Consider the following 22,737-nt stretch of genomic DNA (forward strand, 5'->3'; position numbering starts at 1 on the left):
AAGATTAGATTTCCCATAGCGTAAGCTAGTAAGATCCCTTGAAGAACACAAGGTTGATAGGTTAGGGGTGTAAGCATGGTAACATGTTCAGCTGACTAATACTAATAGATCGAGGGCTTGACCAATAAAAATATCAACAGAATTTGATGTGCAATTTTCAGAGAACATCTGATAATTTGGTGATGATGGCATAGAGGGTACACTCCTTCCCATTCCGAACAGGAAAGTTAAGCTCTATAACGCCGATGGTACTGCATGGGAGACTGTGTGGGAGAGTAGGAAGTTGCCAAGTGAGAACTCAGGAAGAGTCAGTAGATTTATCTACTGGCTTTTTTTATTTAAAATAAATATAATTAAATTTAGTTAATAATGATTTTATTTTAAATAATAGATTTGATTTATTTTATAGTTACTAAATAAATCAACAGATAAAATTTTTAGATTAGAGATTGAATAATAACAATATGCTTCTTATTAAAATAAATATATGGTATTATTTGTATGTGAGGGGGTAAGTTATGAGATATTTATGGAGTTGTATAGGAGTATTAGCTGTTATTTATTTTATAGTTATTAATATATTAGGTGGAAGAATTTATTTTAGTGAGGTATTTTTAATTTTAGGATTAATTGCAATAGTAATATCAGTTTTCTATAATAAAATATTAAATGTAGATTTTATAAAAAAACATATAAAATTTATTAGGGGATTAATTGTTGCATGTATTTCTATTTTTATTATTTTTGAAACTATGATAATAATGTATCCAAAAAAAAGTTTGGAAAAATCAAATGTTATAATTGTTTTAGGAGCAGGACTTAGAGGATCTATTCCAAGTTTGACATTAAGATATAGATTGGATTCTACTATTGAATATGTGAATAAAACAGATTATAATGGAAAAATAATTGTAAGTGGAGGGCAAGGTCCAGGCGAGGATATTACTGAAGCTGAGGCAATGAAAAATTATTTAATTGATAAAGGAATTTCTTCTGATAGAATAATAAAAGAGGATAAATCTACTAGTACAAGTGAAAATTTAAGATTTTCAAAAGAAGTGATTAAAAATAATCTTAATTATGATGTAGGTAAAAATATAACAACAACAATAATAACAACTGATTTTCATGCTATGAGAAGTAATATGTTAGCTAAAAGGAATGGATATGAAAATGTTGAATTATATACAACTAGTACTGAGTGGTATTTAATTCCTAATATGTATTTTAGGGAGTTTTTTGCTTTTATAAAATCATTAATTTTAGATAGATAATGTCAATGAAGAGAGGATATTTTTATGAATAGAAACATTGAAGATTTAAAAGGAAAAGTAGTAAAACATTTTAAAGGAAAATTATATCTTGTAGTAGATATAGTTAAACATAGTGAAACAATGGAAGAATTAGTTTTATATAAAGCTTTATATGGAGAGTTTGGATTGTTTGTAAGACCTAAAGAAATGTTTTTAAGTGAGGTAGATAAAATTAAATATCCAAACTGTAATCAAAAATATAGATTTCAATTAATAAATGAAATAGATATAGATAATATAAAAAATTCTATAATTGAGTAATTTAAAATTTACAAGATAAAATAAGCTGTCTTTAATTTTTAGACGGCTTATTTTTATGTTAAAAATATAAGAACCAATATTTAATATAATATATATTCATGTGATTAAAATAATAAATTAAAAATAGATATAATATACATTTATATATATAATATTTATTTATATTTAGCTAAAAAGAAAAAACTTTTTATTGTCAACTATTTATATTTTAATAGTTGACAAATAAAAAAAAACAATATAATATTTTAATATATTTTGATTATCAAACTATTATAGTTATTTTTATATAACAGTTATTAGATATTACTAGTATAGAAAACTTTATAATTTTTATTATGAATATATTTTTTATTTAAATTAAGTATTAAAAATTCATTTAAATAAGATATAAAAAAATAATATTTAATATATGAATTTTATTTTGAAGAAAAATAAGGAGAAAAGTTTATGAGTTTGAAAACTAGAGATTTAGTTTTAATTTCAATTTTTGCGGCACTTACTGCAATAGGAGCATTTATAAGAATACCATTACCAATAGTACCATTCACTTTACAATATTTTTTCTGTGCTTTAGGAGCAATATTATTGGGAGCAAAAAAAGGTGCATTGGCTCAAGTACTTTATATTGGGGTTGGATTAATTGGATTTCCTGTATTTACTCAAGGTGGAGGAATTGGATATGTTGTTCAACCTACTTTTGGATATTTAATAGGATTTATTTTTGGAGCATATGCTATTGGAAGAATAACAGAAAGAATGAAAGAGCTTAGTGCTTTAAAAATTTATTTTGCTGGATTCATGGGACTTATGATTATTTATTTTTTTGGAGTTATATATATGTATTTCATTTATAATGGATATCTTGGGCAGGCTATGAGTCCTTGGAAAGCTGTTATGGTTGGAATGATAGATTTTCTTCCTAGTGATTTATTATTAACTTTGATAATATCATTAGTTGGAATCAGAGTAGTACCAAGACTTAAAAAATTAGGTTATGTCTAAATAGACTAGGAATAATAATGAAAAAGTTGATAAAAAATAAAGGTCTAATTGGAAAAGAAATAAATAAGAAGATTTAAATTTATATAATTCAGATTTGGTGAATTGTTTTTAGTAGCAAATGATATAAGAGAAAATTTTGTGATAATAATATTAATTTATGTGTGATTATTAATTGGAAGATGAGATGGTTCTCTGGAAAATTGAGTTTATTGTTCTTAATTGAAATGTTTTGAGCTAATAGAAATGTATATAAAAGCAGTTCCAATTAATTTGTTTGCAGTAATAACAGATGATAAAAGAAGTATTAAGAGAAGAGGTTCCTAGTATAATAGAAATTTTATATTTATAAATTTAAAAGTAAATGCAAGACTTTTAATATGGAGAAATATTAAATGCAATTAAGGAATAGAGAAAAAGCTTATCATTTAATTTTTGTAACTAATGAGATTATAACGAGAAGTTTATTAATTACTTTTGGTAATAATATAAAAAAGATAAAAATAAAAAAGTAATTTATTTAAATAATATAATTAATTAAAAAGGCTGTAGAAATACTTGTTTTATTACAAATATTTTTACAGCCCTTTTAAATTATAATTTAAAAATATTAAAGTAATTAATATTAAATTATATTATATTATATCAGCTAAAGTATATTTAGAGAATTCATCAAAAAAGTGAGATAATGAACTATTTATTATTCCTTTCAATTTACAGTTTTCTGAAAAATAAGGACAACAATCATTATTTTTAAAACATTGAACTATATTTAAATTTTCTTCTGTTATTTTTAAAATATCTCCTAAGTTTATTTCAGATGGGGATTTACCAAGTTTTACCCCGCCATTTCTACCTTTTATAGAAATTATATAATCTGTCTTAGCTAATTTATTAATAATTTTTTTTAGGTGATGTTCAGATATTTCAAGGTTAGTTGCCATTTCTTCTATATTACAAAGTTTTTCATTATTTAAAGCAAGAAACATTAATGATCTAAGAGCATAGTCACTAAATTTAGATAGTTGCATATTATTTGCCTCCTTAAATTAATATAAAGTTATATAACTATTATAAGAGTTTTTGTGGAAAAAGAAATAGAATTGATATGGTAAAATTTAAAAGAGTATTTTATTTGCACATTTTAAAAAAATATGATAATATTATTTTAGAAAATAATTATTAATTAATATGATTTATTAAAAACTTAGAATAAATAGAAATATAGGAGATAGAATTATGTTAGATCAAAAAACAAAAGATATAGTAAAAAGTACAGTTCCAGTTTTAAAGGAACATGGAGTTGAAATAACAACTGAATTTTATAAGGATATGTTTAAACGTTACCCTGAAGTAAAAAATATGTTTGATATGAGCAAACAAAAATCAGGAGAGCAACCAAAAGCTTTAGCTATGACTGTTCTTGCAGCAGCACAAAACATAGATAATTTAGAAGTTTTAGCTCCAGCTGTTGAAAGAATAGGAAAAATACATGTTGATGCTAAAGTTAAAGCTGAGCATTATCCAATAGTAGGAGAATGTTTATTAAGAGCAATAAAAACTGTATTAGGAGATTCAGCTACAGATGAAATAATAGAAGCTTGGGGACAAGCTTATGAAGAAATTGCTAAAATTTTTATAAATGCAGAAAATAAAATGTATGAAGCAAAATAATTTTTAAATAATTCCCACATAATAAAATAAAATTTTTCTCAATAAATAATAAAAAATAAGTACATAATAAATGTATAAAATAGGTGTATAAAATAAGTGCATAAAAAAGTCTAGATAATTAATATTCTAGGCTTTTTATTTTTATTAGAATTATTGTATATAAAAAGTGTCACAAAATTCTTCAATAATTTTGTGACACTTTTCATTAATTGATAACTTTATTTTTTTCTGCTGTAAAATCTTTGAAATTATCAGTAAAGAAGCTATGATTACTAGTTAAGATATAATATAAATATTTTGTGTTATTAGGCTTTAATGCAGCTTCTATTGCTTGTTTTCCAGGGTTACAAATTGGTCCAATTGGTAATCCTTTATTTAAATAAGTATTATATGGTGATTGTGTTTTTAAATCTTTATCATAAACTTTAGTTACATTTTCACCAAGTTTATCCATTGAATATAAAACTGTATCATCCATTTGTAATGGCATATTAGCTTTTAATCTATTATCTATAACTGAAGAAACATTTTTCATTTGTTCAGGAGTTTTAGCTTCTTTTTCTATTATAGATGCTTTAGTAACAGTTTCATTAATTTGAGCTGGAGTAATTTTAACACCTGTTTCTTTTATAGATGCATCTAATTCAGCAACAAAAGTATTAATCATAGTTTCTATAACTGTATTAACTGATTCACCTTTTTTGAAAGCGTAAGTAGTTGGGAATAAATATCCTTCAAGTTGATATTTTCTTCCTTGAACTGGTTTTATAAACTCTGGTAATTTATAATTATTTACTGCATTTATAAAATCTTGTTTGCTGAACATACCAATTTTATCAAATATTCCTGCTATTTGATTTACAGTGTATCCTTCAGGAATTACAACAGTTATAGTTTTTTGATCCTTTAATATATTTAAAAATTGTTTTACAGTTACTTTTGAATTAATAGTATATTGTCCTGGCATTAAACTAGGTTTACCAGTAACACTAGTATACATTTCAATAAGATTTTTATCTTTTATAATATTTTTTTCTGATAAGTCATTTAAAACATCATTAAAGTTTTCTTTTGTGTTTATTACAAAACTAACATTAGGTTTGTCTGTATTAAATGGTTTAACAGAAGGTATTATAAGGAAGAAAGCAGAAACAGCTATAATAATAATTACTACAATGGTTATAATTATTCCGATAATTAATTTTTTCTTTTTCAAAATAACAACCTCCAATTTAGATTTTAACTTAATTATACATTAATTTTAACAATGTTAACCTTAATAGAGTTATAATTAACAATAATTACATATTTTTAAAATAATTGATTCTTATATATAGTGGAAAATTTTTTAAGCAAATTTTATATAATTTTATAAAATTTTTATAATTATATTATTTGATTTTTATAAGGAGAGAATATAATTACCTCATAAACAAAAGCGAAAGCTTAGGAGGTAGTGAAATGAATAAATTAGAAGTATTATATAAAATGTCAAAGGCTATGAAAGAAAAAGAAAAAATTTCAGGAACAGTAAATTTAGTAGGAACTTCAGAAAAAGGAGAATTTGCTAATATAACAAATAATTTTGAGAAAGATATAAAAAACAAAAAAATGAAAATAGATGCTAAATTAAATGTAAATACAGAAGAGGTTAAAGCTGAAAAAGATATAGTAAAAGAGTTTGATTTTGAAAAATTACATGAAGGACATAGACATGGTGGACATCATTGTGGAAGAGGAAATGGACATATGCATGGTCATGGAAGATGTGGAAATAAATTTGAAAAATTAGAATTCTTATTTAAAACTTTAAATGATATGGAACTTTCAGAAGAAGGAGATTTAAAAGTTATAACTTTAGATATAAAGGACATTATTAAAAAGAAAAAGGAAAAGATGAAAGAATTCCACAAAAATCACGAACATCATGGACATCATCATCATATGGAAGATGGAAAATGTGAAGAGTTAAAAGAAGTGTTTAAAATCAAACATGCAATCTTCAAAGAAATTTTAAGTTGCGAATCTGAGAAAGCGGTATTAAGATTAATTATAGATAAAGATTTTACAATCAAGAGTGTTGAAGTAAAATCTGAAGGGGATAAAAAAGTAGAATTTAAAGCAGATTTAAATTATTAATATGATTTTTAGGCTATATCTTTTGGTATAGCCTAATTTTATATTTTGAAAGGAGATTATTTTGAAACATAATTTTACGAAAAAAGATATAATTATAGAAATAGAAAAAAGACATAGGGAACATCGCATGCATCATCAAAAAAATTATGGACATCATAGAAAACATAATATACATCATAGAGAATTTCATAAAGAAATGGTTGATAGAAAATTGAATGAGTTATTCTTTTTACATAAATATATGAAAATATTTAGGAAGATAACTCTTATAGTAAGTATAGTTATTATATTATTTTTATTAAAAGTAATTGGATTTAAACTGGCAACATGGCTTATAATATTAGTTCTAATAATAAATGAAGGAACAATAGTTTATATGATATCCAGAATGGAAAAAAGATTTGTAAAGCCAATGGAAAAGCTTCAATCAGGAGTAAGAAAAATTGCAGATGGAGATTATACTGTTAGATTAGAAACAGATACGAAAAATGAAATTGGAATTTTAACTAGAGAATTTAATAAAATGGCTTCGAAGTTAGAAGAGGGAGAGAAGATAAAAAAGGAATATGAAGAGAATAGAAAAGCTCTTTTAGCAAATGTGTCTCATGATTTAAAGACTCCTATAACTTGCATAAATGGATATGTAGAAGGACTTTTAGAAAATGTTGTTTCAAAAGATAATGTAGACAATTATTTAAAGGTAATAAAAAGTAATGCAGAGTATATGAATAGATTAATTGACGATTTATTCTTATTTTCTAAGCTAGATATGCAAAAGCTAGATTTTAAATTTGAAAAAACAAATATAAAATTATATTTAAATGATATAGTTGAAGAATTTAGTTTTATATTAGATGAGAAAGAGATTAAATTTAGTTATGAGGAAAGTATAGATACTGAAACTTTTGTTAATATAGATGGCAAAAGATTATATAGATCAATACGAAATATTTTAGATAATGCAATTAAATATGGATTAGACAAAGAAAATTTAAAAATTGAAATGATGCTTTATAAAGATAAAGATAGTATATTTATAGTTATAGAAGATAATGGGTTTGGTATAGAAAAAGATAAAGTTGATAAAATATTCCAAAGATTTTATAGAGTAGATAAAGAAAGAACAAAAGATATAAATAGTACGGGACTTGGACTTGCAATAACTAAAGAAATAGTAGATGCACATAAAGGAGAGATATATGTAAGTAGTGAGGTTAATATAGGAACAAACTTTACTATAAGATTACCTATATTTAAGGAGGACAAAAATAATGGGGAGTAAAATATTAATAATAGAAGATGATTTAAATATAGCAGAGCTAGAAAAAGATTATTTAGAGGTAAATGGATACTCAACTGAAGTAGTAACTGATGGCGCAGTTGGACTTAAAAAAGCTATGTTAGGAGTTTATGATTTAATAGTTATAGATTTAATGCTTCCTAATAAAAGTGGATTTGAGATAGTTAAGGAAGTTAGAAAACAATTTGAAATTCCAATAATAATAGTTTCAGCTAAAGTAGAGGATATTGATAAAATAAAAGGACTTGGATATGGAGCAGATGATTATTTAACTAAACCTTTTAGTCCAAATGAATTAGTTGCAAGAGTTAAATCACATATATTTAGATATGAAAGACTTATGGGCAAGAGAGTAAATCATGAAATTATAAGTATAAAGGCTCTTGAAATCCATAGAGATTCTCATAAAGTCTATCTTGGAGGTAAAGAAATAGTTTTAACAACAAAAGAATATGAGCTTTTAGTATTTTTAGCTTCAAATCCAAATATAGTTTTTACAAAAGAACAGCTTTTAGAAAATATTTGGGATGAGAATTATTATGGTGATACAGCAACTATTGCAGTTCATATTCAAAAGCTTAGAAAGAAAATAGAAAAAGATTCATCTGATCCAGAATATATAGAAACTATATGGGGAACTGGGTATAGATTTAATAGTATATAAAATGAATATTTAATTTTAAAAAAGATATCACTAAAAATTATTATAGAGTGATATCTCTTTTTATTTATTTAAAAACATAAAAAAGCTATAGTTAATAAAATTTTAATAATAAAAATAATATAAATATCATAAATGTAACTTATGTTACAGAAGAGAAGCTTAATAGGGGGTATACTAAGAGCATAAGTTAAATAAAAAAAACACGAAAGTTTTACATACATAGGAGGAATTTTAAGATGGGAATGTTTTGTTTTCAATGTCAAGAAACAGCAGGATGTAAAGGCTGTACAGTAAGAGGAGTTTGTGGAAAAACTGAAGATGTAGCTAAAATACAAGATTTATTAGTTTATGTTACAAAAGGACTTGCAACTGTAGCTGTAGAAGGAAGAAAAGTAGGAGTAGTTAGTAAAGTAGTAGATAAATACATAGTAGAAAACTTATTTATAACAATAACAAATGCTAACTTTGATTTTAAAGCTATTGAAGCTAGAGTTAAAGAAACTTTATCTTTAAGAGAAGAATTAAAAGAAGAAGTTTCAGCTAAAGGTGGAAATCCAGTAGGAGCAGACTTAAAAGGATGTGCAACTTGGATTGGATCTACTTCAGAAGAATTCTTAAATAAAGCAAATGAAGTTGGTGTTTTATCAACAGAAAATGAAGATATAAGAAGTTTAAGAGAACTTATAGTTTATGGATTAAAAGGTATGTCAGCATACATGAAACATGCTATGAACTTAGGTTTTGATGATGATAATATTCACGCATTTATGGCAGAAGCTTTAGTTAAAACTTTAGATGATGCTTTAACTGCAGATGAATTAACAGCATTAGCTTTAGAAACTGGTAAATATGGTGTAGATGGAATGGCTTTATTAGACAAAGCTAATACAGAAAGCTATGGACATCCTGAAATAACTAAAGTTGATATCGGAGTTAGAAAAAATCCAGGAATATTAATTTCAGGACATGACTTAAGAGATTTAGAAATGTTACTTGAACAAACTAAAGGAACTGGAGTAGATGTTTATACTCACGGTGAAATGTTAGCAGGTCAATATTACCCAGCATTCAAAAAATATGATCACTTTGCAGGTAACTATGGAAATGCTTGGTGGTTACAAGATAAAGAATTCGCTACATTCAATGGTCCAATATTAATGACTACAAACTGTATTACACCAGTTAAAGATTCATACAGAGGAAGAATATTCACAACTGGAGCAGTTGGATATGAAGGATGTACTCATATAGAAGCTAAAGAAGATGGAACTAAAGATTTCTCAGAAATAATAGAATTAGCTAAAAAATGTGAAGCACCAACAGAAATCGAAAAAGGTGAAATTATTGGTGGATTTGCACATAATCAAGTTATTGCTTTAGCTGATAAAGTTGTAGAAGCAGTTAAATCTGGAGCAATAAGAAGATTCTTCGTTATGGCAGGATGTGACGGAAGAGCTAAATCAAGAGATTACTATAGAGAATTTGCTGAAAAATTACCACAAGATACAGTTATATTAACAGCAGGATGTGCAAAATACAAATATAACAAATTAAATCTTGGAGATATTGGTGGAATTCCAAGAGTTTTAGATGCAGGACAATGTAATGACTCATATTCATTAGTTGTAATAGCATTAAAATTACAAGAAGTATTTGGATTAAATAGTGTAAATGAACTTCCAATTTCATATAACATAGCTTGGTATGAACAAAAAGCTGTAATAGTATTATTATCATTATTACACTTAGGAGTTAAAAACATCCACTTAGGACCAACACTTCCAGCATTCCTTTCACCAAATGTAGCTAAAGTTTTAGTTGATAATTTCGGAATTGCAGGAATCGGAACTGTTGAAGATGATATGAAACTTTTCTTATCATAATATAAATTTTAAACCTTACTAGCTTAGCTAGTAAGGTTTTTATTTATATTAATTTAAATAAATTTAATAAATAGATTAGTTAATATAATAGTGAACATTTATAGAAAATATTGTATAATATACAAAAATATTAATTTAAAATTAAAGGAGTTTTATATATGAATTTTTTTGATAAAATGAAAGATTTAGCTGAAGATGCTAGTAAAACTGTAGCTACAACTTCTAAAACATTAACAGCTAAAGCAGATTCTAAACTAAAAATAAACTCATTAAATAAAGAAATAGAGGAAGCAAGAGTTAGCATAAGAAAAGTACATGAAAAAGTTGGAAAAGCCTTTTTAGATGAATATAGAAATCAAAATAAAATGGAAGATAATTTTATAATTGATTCTATAAATGAAATTAGTGGCTATGAAGATAAAATTACTAAAGCAAAACTTAAAATAGAAGAAGAAGAAAATGCATTATATGAAAAGCTTCAAGATATTGAAAGAGATAAGTATGATAATTAAAAATTAATAACTATAGTTATTAATTAACAATTTATTTATTGAAAAAAATAATATCTATATACTATAATGAATATAGTAATAAATGAATTTTATAGGTCATGGAGTTGGCCTTTAACCGCTTTCAAAGCTGATGACTCCTGTAGAACTTTTATATTTCTATGGGGGTATTGGCTTTTTTTTATTACATAAAATAATAATGAGGTGAAGACATATGCAAAAATTAACATTCATATTATTAGTTGGATGCGGAGGTTTCATAGGAGCCGCTTTTAGGTACATAATTTCTCTAGGTGCTACAAGAGCATTTGGAGCACATTTCCCATATGGGACATTAATAGCAAACATATTAGGAGCAATAATTATAGGATTTGTTATGAAATTAAGTTTAGACACAAGCTTAGTATCACCAAATACTAAATTATTCTTAACTACAGGAATGATGGGAGGACTTACAACTTTCTCAACATTCTCTTATGAAACAATAGGAATGCTAAATGGAGGAGAAATTGGGCTTGGAGTAGTAAACATAGGATTAAACCTAGGTCTAAGCTTAATAGGTGTTGTAGTTGGTATGGCAATTGCAAGACTTGTAGTATAAAATTCTATAAAGTTTTTAGGAGGGTTTTGTAATGGAAACTGAATATACAGGGAAACTAATTAAAATATTTATTGAAGGTAGTGATAAATATGGGCATGAGCTACTGTATAAATCAATAATAGAAGTCCTTGAAAAGTGTGAAGTTTCAGGTGCAACAGTTATACGTGGAATTGAAGGCTTTGGAGAAGAGAAAAAAATACATGAAGATTTTTTAGAAGTTCTATCAAGAAATTTACCAATAGTAATAGAAGTTGCAGTAAAAAATGAAAAAGTAGATGAGGTTATAGAAAAACTTTCAAAAATGATAACATCAGGTAAAATTGTTATTGTAGACAATGTAAAGATGATATCTTTTGAATAAAATTTAGTAAATTATAAGAAGAGCTTTCATAAGAAACTATTTAGTTTTTTATGAGAGTTCTTTTTTTAAAAGAAAATAAATATTAATTTATTGTTAATAAACTGGAAAGCATAATAATTAAATTGAAATTTTAGTATTAAAAGATTTAAAATCAAAATAAAAATAAAAAATCTTATTTTTATTAAGGGGAGAATATGAAACGAATAGATAAAATTTATAATTATATAAAGCAAAGAAGTAACGAGTACACAAAAGATGACTTAAAAAGCAGAAAAGGAATTGATGTTATTGAGATATCTGAAGCATTAAAAATTTTAAGAAATAATGTAAATAAAGAACTTGAAGAGCTTTTGAGTAAAGGTAAAATAGTACGTTTTAATGGTAATCCTGAAAAATATTTTGATAAGAATAGATTAGAAGAAATGCTAGGTACATCTATAAATGAAATTTCATTAAATTTAGAAGATGTATTTAATATGATGAGTAGTAAAAAAAATAATATAGATAATGACCCTTTTGAATATTTAATAGGTGCTGAAACAACATTAAAGAATCAAATAGAGAAAGCAAAAGAATCAATACTACATTTACCAAAGAGTCTTCATACTTTAATAATTGGAGAAACTGGTGTTGGAAAAACACTATTTGCAAATAAAATGTATGAATATGGTAAGTATAAAGGTAAATTTACAGATGAATCTCCTTTTATAGTTCTTAATTGTGCAGATTATTATAATGATCCTCAATTATTGTTATCTCAGCTGTTTGGGCATATAAAAAGATCTTTTGCAGGAGCAGATAAAGATAGAGTTGGAGCTTTAGAAAAGGCTGATGGAGGAATTTTATTTTTAGATGAAATACATAAATTACCTCCTGAAGGAAAAGAAATGCTATTTTATTTTATGGATAAAGGGAAGTTCAATAGATTTGGAGAAACAGAAGGCGATAGAAATGCTAATGTTTTGATAATTGGATCAACTAATGAATCTAAAGATTCGAATTTAATAAAACCTTTTTTAGAAAGAATTCAATCAAATATTTTTATTCCAAATTTTTCTGATAGAGATATAGATGATAAATTAAAAATAATAAAAGGGCTATTACAAAATGAAACACTTAAAATAAACAAACCTATAAAAATAACAGCAGAAGCTATAAAAGCTCTTATAGGAATAACTAGTTTTGGGAATATAGCACAATTAAAATCAAATATACAAGTATTATGTGCAAAAGGGTTTTTAAATAGCATTAATGAAGATGGAGTAATAAGTATAAATCTTAGCATGATGCCAAGCAATATAAAAGAAGGGCTTATAACTATTAATGCAAGGCAAGAAGAAAATGATAGATTAACAAAATTATTACCAACAGAAGTTTTAGTATATCCAAATAAAAATTATGTTAGTTTAGAGAATGATGAAAAACAATTAAATTTATATAAAATAATTAGTGATGAAGTAATAATTTTAAAAAATGAAGGAATGGACAGTGATGAGATAAAGAAATTTATAACTGCAGATATAAATGTTCACGTTAAATGCCTTTATGATAAATTTAAAAATGACAAGTATTCTAAATATAATTTATATAAGATAGTAGATGCAAAAATTATAAGATTTTCAGAAGAGATAAAAAAATATGCAGAGAAAAAATTAGATAGAGAATATAATGATAGAATTTTATATGCATTAAGCTTACATTTAGCAGTGTTATTTAATAGGATAAATAATATTGATTATGAAGAAACACACGAAAATGTTTTGGATATGACATTAAAAGCACCAAAAGAATATGAAATAGCAAAATATGTTTGTAAAGAAGTAGAAAAAAGATTTGGTGTAAGAATGCCTGAAGAAGAAGTTTTATATATAACATTAATTTTAACCTCAGTTGAGGAAAAAAATAAAAAAGGTAAAATAGGAATACTTGTGATGGCTAATGGAAATAGTACAGCTAGTAGTATGGTAGAAGTAGCTTTAAACTTATTTGATTGCAATAATATAGAAGCTATAGATATACCTTTTGATGTTAAGCCTAGAGAGATAATAAATATTGCAAAAGAAAAAGTAGAAAAAGTAGATAATGGAAGAGGCGTAATACTTTTAGTTGATATGGGTTCATTAGTTAAGTTTGGGAAAATACTTTCAGAAGAAACAGGAGTAAAAATAAAATCTCTAGGAATGGTTTCAACTCCTACTGTTTTAGAAGCAGTTAGACAATCTGAGGCTAATGAAATGAATGTAGATAGATTATATGATTATTTAAAATCTTTTAAAGGATACTATTCTTATGGTGATGAAAAAAATTAAGTTTTGGAGAGTATTATTTCTTGCTTTTATTGATTTTTTAAAATACAATATAGCTTGGAAATAAAATAAATAGATTGACAGTTCGAAAGCCTCCTGTCGTTAAATAAAACTAAGGCATGTAATTTATAATTTAGATTATTATGCGTAGAGTCCCTCTACCTTTTTATTGATTTTTAGACCACAAAATCAATAGATAATATTTATATTATCTTTATTTTGGAGGCAGTTAAGAAGTTCAATCTCTCAATAGGGGGAATTTTTTAATGAATAACAAAACAAAAAGAATAGTGTATTCAGCTTTGATAGCTGCAATTTATGCTGTGGGGACATTATTATTAGCACCAATTAGTTTTGGTCCTATACAAGCTAGAGTGTCAGAAGTAATGGTTTTATTAGCTTATTTTGATCCATTTTATATTATTGGATTGACACTTGGATGTTTTATAGCCAATATACTTGGATCAACATTTGTAGATGCAATTATAGGTTCATTTGCAACTTTAATTAGTGTTATAATGATTTATCAAACTAGTAAGTTAAAAATACAAAGTGAAAAGATAAAGTTATTTATTTCATCTTTATGGCCAGTTATTTTTAATGGAGCAATAATAGGATGGATGCTGATTGAATTTGGAACAGAAACTAAAACTATACATGCAATGATTATAGCAGGAATAGAAGTTGCTTGTGGGGAATTTTTAGTAGTATCAATTTTAGGAGTTATCCTAGCATATAAATTAAAAGATAGAATAAGAAAATTATTATAAAAAAGAGCTGCTTTTAAGCAGCTCTTTTTAATTAAGTTCTATATGACAATAACCATTTGGATTTTTCTTAAGATAATGCTGATGATATTCTTCGGCTTTATAATAAGAAATAAGTGGTTTAATTTCAGTGACTATAGGTTTTGTATATATTTCTTGTTCGTTATCTCTGGTTAAAATTATAGTATCAATATCACTTTCTTTAGTATAATAAATACCAGTACGATATTGTGATCCTATATCATTTCCTTGTCTGTTTAGAACAGTTGGATTGATAATTCCCCAGAATTCTATTAAAAGTTCTCTTAGAGAAATAATATCTTCATTAAAAGTAACTTTGCATACTTCAGCATATCCAGTATCTTTTGTGCAAATATCCTCATATGATGGGTTTTCAGTTCTACCATTTGCATATCCAACCTCTGTAGAAATGACACCGTCAAGTCTAGACATAAATTCTTCTACACCCCAAAAGCATCCGCCAGCTAAAACAATTTCTTTCATAATATAACTCTCCTATACAGATTTATTCGTTAGTATAACCAAATTATAATTTAATATTTATCTAATTATTATAATAATATATATAGATTACATCAATCATAAAAATGTTATAAAATTTTTAAATTTTTCTTTTTTTAGATAAAATATTTACAAAAGATGCAAATATAATAATTACATATCCAATAACAGAATATATATCAGGAATTTCATAAAAAATAAGTAAGCCATAAATAGCGGCAATTATAAGTCCAATATATGAATACATAGATATTTCTGAAGCTGGAGCATTTCTATAAGCTAAAGTTAAAAATATTTGACCTAACATAAAACTAAGTCCAGCAACAGCCATTACTGAAATATTAAAAAGTGTTAATCCACTTTTATCAGCAAATAAGGATGGAAAACAGGAAATAGTAGCTATTCCACTAAAAGAAAGGATAACTGTAAAGAAATTTTCTTTATCTCCAATAACTCTTATCATAGTATATGCTAGTCCAGCTGTAGCAGCTGCAAATATTCCCATTAGAGCAGGCAGTATAGATGAATTAAATTGAGGTCTAACAATAAAAATACAACCTATAAAAGCAACTAATAAACAAATTAATTGTTTTTTAGTTAATTTTTCTTTTAATATTAGGAATGAGAATATTATTGTAAAAAACGGACTTAATTGATTTAACATAGTAGCATCAGATAAAAATAAATATTCAAGAGAAAAATAAAAAGCACAGATAGAAATTGTACCTGCAATTCCCCTAATTAATAAATATTTTCTGTTTTCAGATTTTCCGAAAAATGAAGCATTTTTACGTTTGATTATTATGCATACAATTATAGTTGCAACGAAATTTGTTATAAATGTTTTTTGATAAGGATTCATCCCCTCTGAAAGCTTACCAAACATATTCATAGTAGTGAAGAAAAAAGATGCTAAAATCATGAAGATTATAGCTTTTTTCTTGTTGTTAATTTGCATTATTACATTCTCCTAACAGTTTCTTTATCCCAAATAAAAAGTTGTGATGAATTAGTTAAACATCCAAATAAATTCTTTTTAAATCCGGGCATTTGCTTATTTAGATTTTTAATAAGTTCTTTCATATCTTGTCTATTTGTTTTACCATCAGCAGGACATGGATTAGTTATTACAGGATAATTATATTCACGTACTGCACGTTTTATCATATATTCTTCTATATAAACCATTGGTCTAATTAAAGAAAGTTCATACTTATCCATATAGCTTTTTGGTGAAAAACAATTTATTCTTCCTTCATAGAACATAGACATAGCTAATGTTTCAATAGCATCATCCTTATGATGGCCTAAAGCAACTTTATTACACCCTAATTTTCTCGCATTATCATTTAATGCTCCACGCCTTAAATTTGCACAGAGTGAGCATGGATTCTTTTCTTTACGGATGTCAAAAACTATTTCTGATATATTTGTTTGAACTTCGTGAAATTCTACATCAATTTCTTTACAAAGCTTATGAAGAGGAGAATTATCAACATTACCTGGATTTAGAGTAATAGCGATTAACTCAAACTTTTCAGGTGAAAACTTTTGATAATTTTTTAAAATATGTAATAAAGTAAGACTATCTTTACCACCAGATAAGCCAACAGCTATTTTATCTCCATTTTCAATTAAATTAAAGTCATTAATTGCTTGCCTAGTTTTACTTAAAAGTTTTTGCATAGTCATAAAATTAATCTCCTTTCTTAAAAATAGTCGCTTTATATATTTTATAACATATGGTAAAGAAAATGAATTGAAAGATATGTTAATAATTGAATTAGCATATATTTTCATATTAAAAAGATATATTTTAATACATTAAAAGTACTTAGTATAAACTAATAAACATTAGAATGCATTAAGAAAATATATATTTGCAAAAGAAGATAATGTAAAGAGCAAAAATATATTAGAAATTATATTAAAGGCAAAAAATCTTGATAAATAGAAAGATAAGCAGTGAAATTCAATAAGAGAAATATAAAATGAAAAAGTAGAAGGCAATAAAAGTTTTCTATTTTTTTATAGAAAATAATATAAAGAATAAATAATTATAAAAGGGAGAGAAAGAGTAAATAAAGTTAATAATAATTAAAAATATGGAGGGATTTAGTACTAAAAAAAGAATATAAATAATATTAGGAAAAAATTTAAAAAAATAATAAAAAATTACATAAAAATCATATTAATATACTTTTAAACTGATATAGACTTTCTTTGACTTTTATAAAAATAAATAAAAAATGAAAAATCCTAAGTAGCTAAATACTTAGGATTTTAAATTATTCAAATTTTAAATTTTCTTATCTTTGATTTTCTGGTAAATCAGATACTACTATATCTCTAACAGTATTGTGTAAATCAGCAATTTCTTCTTTTGAAAGAGTTGTAACATCTATTGGCTCATGAAGAGTTACAGCTACATCAGCAGCTTTAATTTTACCTCCATTTGCATCAAGAAGTTTATATGACCCATCAATAGTAACAGGAATTATTTTAACTTTTGATTTTAAAGCTAATTTAAAGCTACCAGCTTTGAATTCTTTTACTGGGCCACCTTTACTTCTAGTTCCTTCTGGAAATATAACCATAGAATGTCCAGCTTTAAGAATTTGAATTCCTTTAACAATAGCTTCTGCTGATTTTCTTATATTATCTCTATCCATAAAAACACAATGTATTTTTTTCATCCAAAAAGTAAGAATAGGTATATTTCCTAATTCTTTTTTAGCTATGAATCCTTTTGGGCAGCGAATAGCACTAAGTAATAATGGAATATCAAAATTACTTTGATGATTAGAAACAAATAAATAAGTTTCACCTTCTTTTAAGTATTCTTCGCCAGTTACAGTTATTCTTGCGCCACTTAATCTCATCATAAGTCTAGCCCATGCAGAAGAAATCCTATATACGCTTAAATTAAATTTTTTATTACTAGGTTTCGAATCTACAAATCTATATCTGAAAGATGGTATAAAAGAAAGAACCAATGTCATAACAACACAAGGATAAAATATTATGGTTCTAAGCATAAGTTTCCCTCCTAAAATTTAAAAAACATAATTACATCATAATCAAAAGTATATTATAAATTAAGCAAAAATTAAAGAAGGAATCGTTTTATTTTTAGAAAAATAGGGAAAACATAATAAAGAGGTGAGATTATGAAAAAAGGTAAATATTTATTTTTCATTGGTATGGTCTTTATAGCTGTAATAACTATTTTTATAACTAAAAATGTAATTAGTTACTCGAATGAATTAAAAAAAGATTATTATGATATTGTTGATAACAGAATGGTTAAAGTAAAAAATCATGGAGAATTTTTAGAACTAGCTTGCAAGGAAAGACAGGGGTTAACAGGATTAATAGTGTATTTAAGTGAAGAAGATGATTTAGAAAAAAGCTTGGAGTTATTAGGAAAAATAAGTGAAAGAGGGTATAATGTATATATTATAAAAGGAAATGTAAAGAATAAATATTCTGTAGGTAAAAGAATAGTTAGAGAAGGAAGAGAAAATATAAATTGGATTTTAAATAAAAATTCAAGTAATGTTAATGAGGTGAATGAATTAAAGATATGGATGTTAGAGAATAATTATAAAACAGGCGAAATATCCAATCATATAAATTCATTTGCAATTAACTTAGATGAAAATAAAAGTTTAAAAGAAATAAACAATGAATTAAATGAAATAAGGAATAAAATTAATAAATAAGAAAATTTTAATATAATAAATATAAAAAATTAAGGATTAGTTAAGATTAAAATTTTAAAATATAATTAAAAAATTAAATATTTATAAGGAGTTTGAGCATGGAATGTAGATCGATAGAAAGTGAAACAAATGATATCTTAGGATTAACGGATAAACAGGTAGAAGATAGGATAAAAAGAGGCGAAATAAATACACTTCAAAAAGCTCCTTCAAAAACATTTGCTCAAATAATAAGATCTAATTTTTTTACAATGTTTAATGTTTTAAACTTAGTTTTAGCCGCGGCTGTAATTTTTGCAGGTTCTCCTAAAAATGCTATATTTGCAGGTGTAATTATAGTAAATAGTTTAATTGGAGTAATTCAGGAGCTTAAAGCTAAGGGAATTATAGAAAAATTATCAGTAATAAGTGAAGCACATTGTAATGTAGTGAGAAATGGAGAAAAGAAAACTATAGGCATTGAAGACATAGTTAAAGATGATATAGTATTTTTAACTACAGGTGATCAAATATTAGCAGATGGAGAGCTTATAGATAGTAATGAAATTGAAGTTGATGAATCTATGTTAACAGGTGAAGCTGATCCTGTTGATAAAAAGATAAATGATAATATGCTATCAGGAAGCTTTGTAGTTGCAGGTGAAGGATATATGAGAGTTACTAAGGTTGGAGCAAATACATATTCATCTAAACTTGCAGATGAAGCTAGAAAATTTAAAATAACAAACTCTGAACTTCAAAATGCAACAAATAAAATTTTAAAAGTACTTTTATTTATGATAGTTCCAATAGGAATATTATTAGCAGTAAGTCAGTTAGTATTTATAAAAACAAGTTTAGATAATGCAATATTAGGGACAGTTTCAGGAATAATAGGAATGGTTCCAGAAGGATTGGTTCTTTTAACAAGTGCCACATTTATTGTTGCTATAATAAAATTATCCAAATATGATACATTAGTTCAAGAACTTTCAGCAACAGAAGTGCTTGCGAGAGTAGATGTCTTATGTGTTGATAAAACAGGAACAATAACTGAAGGAAAGTTAAAATTAGTTGGAGTTGAGAAACTTGCAAATGATTATGAAGAAAGTGAAATAGATACTATATTAGCAACTATTTCACATGAATTACCAAGTAAAAATCCAACTCAACAAGCTATTTTGGATAGATATAAAGATAATCCTAATTTAAATATAATAGAGAAAATGCCATTTTCATCAAAAAGAAAATGGGGTGGTCTTATAATAGATAATAAGGGCACATTTATATTAGGAGCACCTGAGATTGTTATGGGTGAAAGATATTCAGAAATAGAAGAATTGGTTAATGAAGAAGCTATTAAAGGTAGAAGAGTATTAATTTTAGGTAAATCAGAACTAAAGACTGTTAAAGTAGAAAAATTATCTAAAGTTGAGCCATTAGCATTGATATTAATAGAGGACATAATAAGAGAAGAAGCCCCTGAAACATTAAAATATTTTAATGAAGAAGGTGTTGATGTAAAAGTAATTTCAGGAGATAATCCAGTAACTGTATCCGCAGTTGCAAAGAGAGCTGGAGTTTTTGGAGCAGAAAATTATATTGATGCAAGAGAACTTCCAGTAGATGAAGAAGGATTAAAAGAAGCTATGAATAAATATACTGTTTTTGGTAGAGTAACGCCTCATCAAAAGAAGGCTTTTGTAAAAGCACTTCAAGCAGATGGGCATACAGTTGCAATGACAGGAGATGGAGTAAACGATGTACTAGCACTTAAAGAAGCAGATTGTGGAATAGCTATGGCAAATGGTTCAGATGCTACAAAAGCAGTTGCTCAGTTAGTATTAATGAAATCAAATTTCAGTGCATTACCAAAAGTAGTAGCAGAAGGAAGACAACAAATAAATAACTTAGAAAGAGTAGCTCAGTTATTCTTATCAAAAACAACATATTCAATAATATTAGCAGTTGTATTTTCAATTTTAATGATGCCATTCCCAATAGATCCAATACAATTATCTTTAATAGGTAGTTGTGCTATAGGAATACCAGCATTATTCTTAGCTGTATTACCAAATACAAATAGAGTAAAAAAAGGTTTCTTAGGAAGAATATTAACAGCTAGTATACCAAATGGTATATTAATATCTATATTTGTTACAGCTACTTTCCTAATATCCTATAATCATGGAGTTGGAATTCAAAAAGCACAAACTTTAGCTGTATTAATGTTAGCTGGTGTTAGTATAGTAATATTATTTAAGGTTTCATTACCATTAACACCATTTAAAGTATTTTTAGGACTTTTTATGAGTGCAATAATAGTATTAGCCTTCATAACACCTATAGGAAGAGAAGTGTTTTCATTATCTCCTATAACAAAAAATGAATGGTTATTATCTGGAGCAACAGTACTTGCTTCAATACCAGTTTTAGCAGCTGTAGTAAGCCTTCTAAGAACTAAGAGGCACATAGAAAAATAAAATATAAATAATAATGAAATAATTGACATGAGAGGCATTATATAATACTATTTAAAGTATAGATTATGCCCTCATAGTTTAATGGATAGAATAGTCCCCTCCTAAGGGATAGATACAAGTTCGATTCTTGTTGGGGGTGCCACAATTTTATAAGAAAAGCTTAACCTTTTTGGTTGGGCTTTTTTTTAATTTGCAATAAAAATATTTATAAGATTAAATGAACTAATATAAAAAATATTTTCTAAAATATAGTTTAATTTGTATAAAAAGTATAATTAACATAATATTCCCAAATTATACATATATAAAAGAAATATTTGTTATATAATTACAATAATTTATACAATGGAGATGATTCATATGAAATATCTAGGGATTATATTAAATTTATCTATGTTTTTTTTATTAGTAATGCTTGGGATTGCTATGAGAAAAGGAGATTTTGATGAAAATTCAGCATTTGGATATAGAAGTAAAGCTGCTAGAGTTTCAAAAGAAGCAGCCCAATATGCAAATAAGAAGTTTGGGTTATATTTAATTATAATATCAATAATTTCTTTGGTTATATCTATATTGGGATCATTTTTTTATAATTCTTCTTATAGTTCATTAGTAAATTTAGTGACTACTTTTATTCTTCCGGTAATTCTTTTGATTTTAGGTATTATAAATATGGAATATTCATTAAGTGTTAAGTTTGGATTAGAGGAAAATAAGAGTAAATTATCAAGAAAAATTAGTTTGAAAGTGATAATTGCAATAGTAATAGTAATAATAGCAGTAGTAGTCGTAATAATGCCTATGACAAATACAAGTAAGCCATTTAAAGTAGATGTTAATAATACAAATATAATAATAGATGGATGGGGTTCAGCAAAAATAAATTTGAATGATATTAAAGAAATTAAGTTATTGAAAAAGGCACCAGAAGTAGAATGGAATGATGGTGGAGGAAATATTGGAAATAAGATATTTGGAGATGAACATTTGAATGAGTTAGGAAGCACAAACTGTTTTGTTGAAAATGATAATGAAGATGTGATTTATATAAAGACTGGTAATGAAAAATATTTAATAGGATTTAACAATGATAATAAAACAATTTCTTTATTTAATAAAATTAAAAAAGGAAATGATTAAGATATAAATAAAATTTTATAAAATTAAGAAAAACACCTTAAAGTAGGTGTTTTTTTTATTGAAATATAATTAACATTAAAAATTATTTGTTTTGAAATTTTGAATGGAAAA

General features: G+C 25.6%; 22 protein-coding genes, 1 tRNA gene, 2 rRNA genes and 1 riboswitch. Of the genes, 19 read left to right on the forward strand and 6 right to left on the reverse strand.

Translation table 11 applies throughout. The features are described from left to right. The 5 genes from CLTHE_RS01940 to CLTHE_RS01960 all read left to right on the forward strand — a co-directional run. Positions 1 to 125, forward strand: a 23S ribosomal RNA gene (locus CLTHE_RS01940); the annotation flags it as partial. A 50-nt stretch (positions 126 to 175) separates the two neighbouring features. Beyond that, positions 176 to 292, forward strand: a 5S ribosomal RNA gene (gene rrf / locus CLTHE_RS01945). A 226-nt stretch (positions 293 to 518) separates the two neighbouring features. Next, positions 519 to 1,274, forward strand: a complete 756-nt coding sequence (locus CLTHE_RS01950; RefSeq protein WP_080021755.1) for a YdcF family protein — start codon at positions 519 to 521, stop codon at positions 1,272 to 1,274. Positions 1,275 to 1,298: 24 nt separating this feature from the next. Next, on the forward strand, positions 1,299 to 1,574 hold the full coding sequence (locus CLTHE_RS01955) for a DUF1653 domain-containing protein (RefSeq protein ID WP_080021756.1): 276 nt from the start codon (positions 1,299 to 1,301) through the stop codon (positions 1,572 to 1,574). A 447-nt stretch (positions 1,575 to 2,021) separates the two neighbouring features. After that, entirely contained in the window at positions 2,022 to 2,576 is a 555-nt protein-coding gene (locus CLTHE_RS01960) for a biotin transporter BioY (protein ID WP_080021757.1), read from the forward strand. A 632-nt stretch (positions 2,577 to 3,208) separates the two neighbouring features. Here the strand turns inward: CLTHE_RS01960 and CLTHE_RS01965 are convergent. Then, on the reverse strand, positions 3,209 to 3,604 hold the full coding sequence (locus CLTHE_RS01965; RefSeq protein ID WP_080021758.1) for an RrF2 family transcriptional regulator: 396 nt from the start codon (positions 3,602 to 3,604) through the stop codon (positions 3,209 to 3,211). 208 nt (positions 3,605 to 3,812) lie between these two features. Here CLTHE_RS01965 and CLTHE_RS01970 point away from each other — a divergent pair, with 208 nt between their 5' ends. After that, positions 3,813 to 4,247, forward strand: coding sequence for a globin domain-containing protein (locus CLTHE_RS01970; RefSeq protein ID WP_080021759.1), 435 nt, complete (start codon positions 3,813 to 3,815; stop codon positions 4,245 to 4,247). A gap of 205 nt (positions 4,248 to 4,452) precedes the next feature. On the opposite strand, the gene mltG is transcribed toward CLTHE_RS01970, so the two are convergent. Next, positions 4,453 to 5,463, reverse strand: a complete 1,011-nt coding sequence (mltG, locus tag CLTHE_RS01975; protein ID WP_080021760.1) for an endolytic transglycosylase MltG — start codon at positions 5,461 to 5,463, stop codon at positions 4,453 to 4,455. A 245-nt stretch (positions 5,464 to 5,708) separates the two neighbouring features. Between mltG and CLTHE_RS01980 the strand changes: the two genes are divergently transcribed. From CLTHE_RS01980 to CLTHE_RS02020, 9 genes are all read left to right on the forward strand, one after another. Next, entirely contained in the window at positions 5,709 to 6,386 is a 678-nt protein-coding gene (locus CLTHE_RS01980) for a hypothetical protein (protein WP_080021761.1), read from the forward strand. Positions 6,387 to 6,447: 61 nt separating this feature from the next. Continuing rightward, positions 6,448 to 7,668: an ATP-binding protein gene (locus CLTHE_RS01985; RefSeq protein ID WP_080021762.1), complete on the forward strand. Its 1,221-nt coding sequence runs from the start codon at positions 6,448 to 6,450 to the stop codon at positions 7,666 to 7,668. Next, entirely contained in the window at positions 7,658 to 8,350 is a 693-nt protein-coding gene (locus CLTHE_RS01990; protein ID WP_002596529.1) for a response regulator transcription factor, read from the forward strand. Before CLTHE_RS01985 ends, CLTHE_RS01990 begins: the two co-directional genes overlap by 11 nt. Positions 8,351 to 8,586: 236 nt before the next feature. Then, positions 8,587 to 10,233, forward strand: a complete 1,647-nt coding sequence (gene hcp / locus CLTHE_RS01995; RefSeq protein WP_002596530.1) for a hydroxylamine reductase — start codon at positions 8,587 to 8,589, stop codon at positions 10,231 to 10,233. A 158-nt stretch (positions 10,234 to 10,391) separates the two neighbouring features. Then, positions 10,392 to 10,745: a coiled-coil domain-containing protein gene (locus tag CLTHE_RS02000; RefSeq protein WP_080021763.1), complete on the forward strand. Its 354-nt coding sequence runs from the start codon at positions 10,392 to 10,394 to the stop codon at positions 10,743 to 10,745. 85 nt (positions 10,746 to 10,830) lie between these two features. Beyond that, positions 10,831 to 10,892: riboswitch (Fluoride riboswitch) on the forward strand. 64 nt (positions 10,893 to 10,956) lie between these two features. Beyond that, positions 10,957 to 11,343, forward strand: coding sequence for a fluoride efflux transporter CrcB (gene crcB / locus CLTHE_RS02005; RefSeq protein ID WP_002596532.1), 387 nt, complete (start codon positions 10,957 to 10,959; stop codon positions 11,341 to 11,343). A gap of 31 nt (positions 11,344 to 11,374) precedes the next feature. Beyond that, positions 11,375 to 11,704 (forward strand): DUF190 domain-containing protein, encoded by a 330-nt coding sequence (locus CLTHE_RS02010; protein WP_002596533.1) that lies wholly within the window; start codon positions 11,375 to 11,377, stop codon positions 11,702 to 11,704. 194 nt (positions 11,705 to 11,898) lie between these two features. Next, a complete protein-coding gene (locus tag CLTHE_RS02015; protein ID WP_080021764.1) occupies positions 11,899 to 14,013 on the forward strand; it encodes a sigma-54-dependent transcriptional regulator in 2,115 nt (704 codons plus the stop codon). Positions 14,014 to 14,276: 263 nt separating this feature from the next. Beyond that, positions 14,277 to 14,780, forward strand: a complete 504-nt coding sequence (locus CLTHE_RS02020) for a QueT transporter family protein (RefSeq protein WP_080021765.1) — start codon at positions 14,277 to 14,279, stop codon at positions 14,778 to 14,780. Between the two features lie 27 nt (positions 14,781 to 14,807). Here CLTHE_RS02020 and msrA read toward each other — a convergent pair whose 3' ends face one another. From msrA to CLTHE_RS02040, 4 genes are all read right to left on the reverse strand, one after another. Further along, entirely contained in the window at positions 14,808 to 15,281 is a 474-nt protein-coding gene (gene msrA / locus CLTHE_RS02025; RefSeq protein WP_080021766.1) for a peptide-methionine (S)-S-oxide reductase MsrA, read from the reverse strand. Between the two features lie 118 nt (positions 15,282 to 15,399). Beyond that, on the reverse strand, positions 15,400 to 16,257 hold the full coding sequence (locus CLTHE_RS02030; protein WP_080021767.1) for a DMT family transporter: 858 nt from the start codon (positions 16,255 to 16,257) through the stop codon (positions 15,400 to 15,402). Positions 16,258 to 16,259: 2 nt separating this feature from the next. Then, positions 16,260 to 16,985 carry a tRNA 2-thiocytidine biosynthesis TtcA family protein gene (locus CLTHE_RS02035; RefSeq protein WP_080021816.1) on the reverse strand — a complete coding sequence of 242 codons (726 nt, stop codon included), beginning with the start codon at positions 16,983 to 16,985 and terminating at the stop codon, positions 16,260 to 16,262. 623 nt (positions 16,986 to 17,608) lie between these two features. Beyond that, positions 17,609 to 18,337, reverse strand: a complete 729-nt coding sequence (locus CLTHE_RS02040; RefSeq protein ID WP_002596539.1) for a lysophospholipid acyltransferase family protein — start codon at positions 18,335 to 18,337, stop codon at positions 17,609 to 17,611. 132 nt (positions 18,338 to 18,469) lie between these two features. On the opposite strand from CLTHE_RS02040, the gene CLTHE_RS02045 reads away from it, so the two are divergent. The 4 genes from CLTHE_RS02045 (at position 18,470) to CLTHE_RS02060 (ending at position 22,626) form a co-directional block, all read left to right on the forward strand. Then, entirely contained in the window at positions 18,470 to 19,024 is a 555-nt protein-coding gene (locus tag CLTHE_RS02045) for a hypothetical protein (RefSeq protein WP_080021768.1), read from the forward strand. Positions 19,025 to 19,122: 98 nt separating this feature from the next. Next, positions 19,123 to 21,486: a cation-translocating P-type ATPase gene (locus CLTHE_RS02050; RefSeq protein WP_080021769.1), complete on the forward strand. Its 2,364-nt coding sequence runs from the start codon at positions 19,123 to 19,125 to the stop codon at positions 21,484 to 21,486. Between the two features lie 67 nt (positions 21,487 to 21,553). Further along, positions 21,554 to 21,628 (forward strand) — tRNA-Arg (locus CLTHE_RS02055). A gap of 218 nt (positions 21,629 to 21,846) precedes the next feature. Beyond that, complete coding sequence (locus tag CLTHE_RS02060; protein ID WP_158082642.1) at positions 21,847 to 22,626, forward strand: PH domain-containing protein; 780 nt, start codon at positions 21,847 to 21,849, stop codon at positions 22,624 to 22,626. Positions 22,627 to 22,737 lie beyond the last annotated feature (111 nt).

Source organism: Clostridium thermobutyricum DSM 4928 (assembly GCF_002050515.1).
GTDB classification, from domain to species: domain Bacteria; phylum Bacillota; class Clostridia; order Clostridiales; family Clostridiaceae; genus Clostridium; species Clostridium thermobutyricum.

Excerpts from the sequence above, each read along its gene's own strand:
- CLTHE_RS01950 (WP_080021755.1), top strand. The coding sequence starts at position 519 with ATGAGATATTTATGGAGTTGTATAGGAGTATTAGCTGTTATTTATTTT.
- CLTHE_RS01955 (WP_080021756.1), top strand. The coding sequence starts at position 1,299 with ATGAATAGAAACATTGAAGATTTAAAAGGAAAAGTAGTAAAACATTTT.
- CLTHE_RS01960 (WP_080021757.1), top strand. The coding sequence starts at position 2,022 with ATGAGTTTGAAAACTAGAGATTTAGTTTTAATTTCAATTTTTGCGGCA.
- CLTHE_RS01965 (WP_080021758.1), bottom strand. The coding sequence starts at position 3,604 with ATGCAACTATCTAAATTTAGTGACTATGCTCTTAGATCATTAATGTTT.
- CLTHE_RS01970 (WP_080021759.1), top strand. The coding sequence starts at position 3,813 with ATGTTAGATCAAAAAACAAAAGATATAGTAAAAAGTACAGTTCCAGTT.
- CLTHE_RS01980 (WP_080021761.1), top strand. The coding sequence starts at position 5,709 with ATGAATAAATTAGAAGTATTATATAAAATGTCAAAGGCTATGAAAGAA.
- CLTHE_RS01990 (WP_002596529.1), top strand. The coding sequence starts at position 7,658 with ATGGGGAGTAAAATATTAATAATAGAAGATGATTTAAATATAGCAGAG.
- hcp (WP_002596530.1), top strand. The coding sequence starts at position 8,587 with ATGGGAATGTTTTGTTTTCAATGTCAAGAAACAGCAGGATGTAAAGGC.
- CLTHE_RS02000 (WP_080021763.1), top strand. The coding sequence starts at position 10,392 with ATGAATTTTTTTGATAAAATGAAAGATTTAGCTGAAGATGCTAGTAAA.
- crcB (WP_002596532.1), top strand. The coding sequence starts at position 10,957 with ATGCAAAAATTAACATTCATATTATTAGTTGGATGCGGAGGTTTCATA.
- CLTHE_RS02010 (WP_002596533.1), top strand. The coding sequence starts at position 11,375 with ATGGAAACTGAATATACAGGGAAACTAATTAAAATATTTATTGAAGGT.
- CLTHE_RS02015 (WP_080021764.1), top strand. The coding sequence starts at position 11,899 with ATGAAACGAATAGATAAAATTTATAATTATATAAAGCAAAGAAGTAAC.
- CLTHE_RS02020 (WP_080021765.1), top strand. The coding sequence starts at position 14,277 with ATGAATAACAAAACAAAAAGAATAGTGTATTCAGCTTTGATAGCTGCA.
- msrA (WP_080021766.1), bottom strand. The coding sequence starts at position 15,281 with ATGAAAGAAATTGTTTTAGCTGGCGGATGCTTTTGGGGTGTAGAAGAA.
- CLTHE_RS02030 (WP_080021767.1), bottom strand. The coding sequence starts at position 16,257 with ATGCAAATTAACAACAAGAAAAAAGCTATAATCTTCATGATTTTAGCA.
- CLTHE_RS02035 (WP_080021816.1), bottom strand. The coding sequence starts at position 16,985 with ATGCAAAAACTTTTAAGTAAAACTAGGCAAGCAATTAATGACTTTAAT.
- CLTHE_RS02040 (WP_002596539.1), bottom strand. The coding sequence starts at position 18,337 with ATGCTTAGAACCATAATATTTTATCCTTGTGTTGTTATGACATTGGTT.
- CLTHE_RS02045 (WP_080021768.1), top strand. The coding sequence starts at position 18,470 with ATGAAAAAAGGTAAATATTTATTTTTCATTGGTATGGTCTTTATAGCT.
- CLTHE_RS02050 (WP_080021769.1), top strand. The coding sequence starts at position 19,123 with ATGGAATGTAGATCGATAGAAAGTGAAACAAATGATATCTTAGGATTA.
- CLTHE_RS02060 (WP_158082642.1), top strand. The coding sequence starts at position 21,847 with ATGAAATATCTAGGGATTATATTAAATTTATCTATGTTTTTTTTATTA.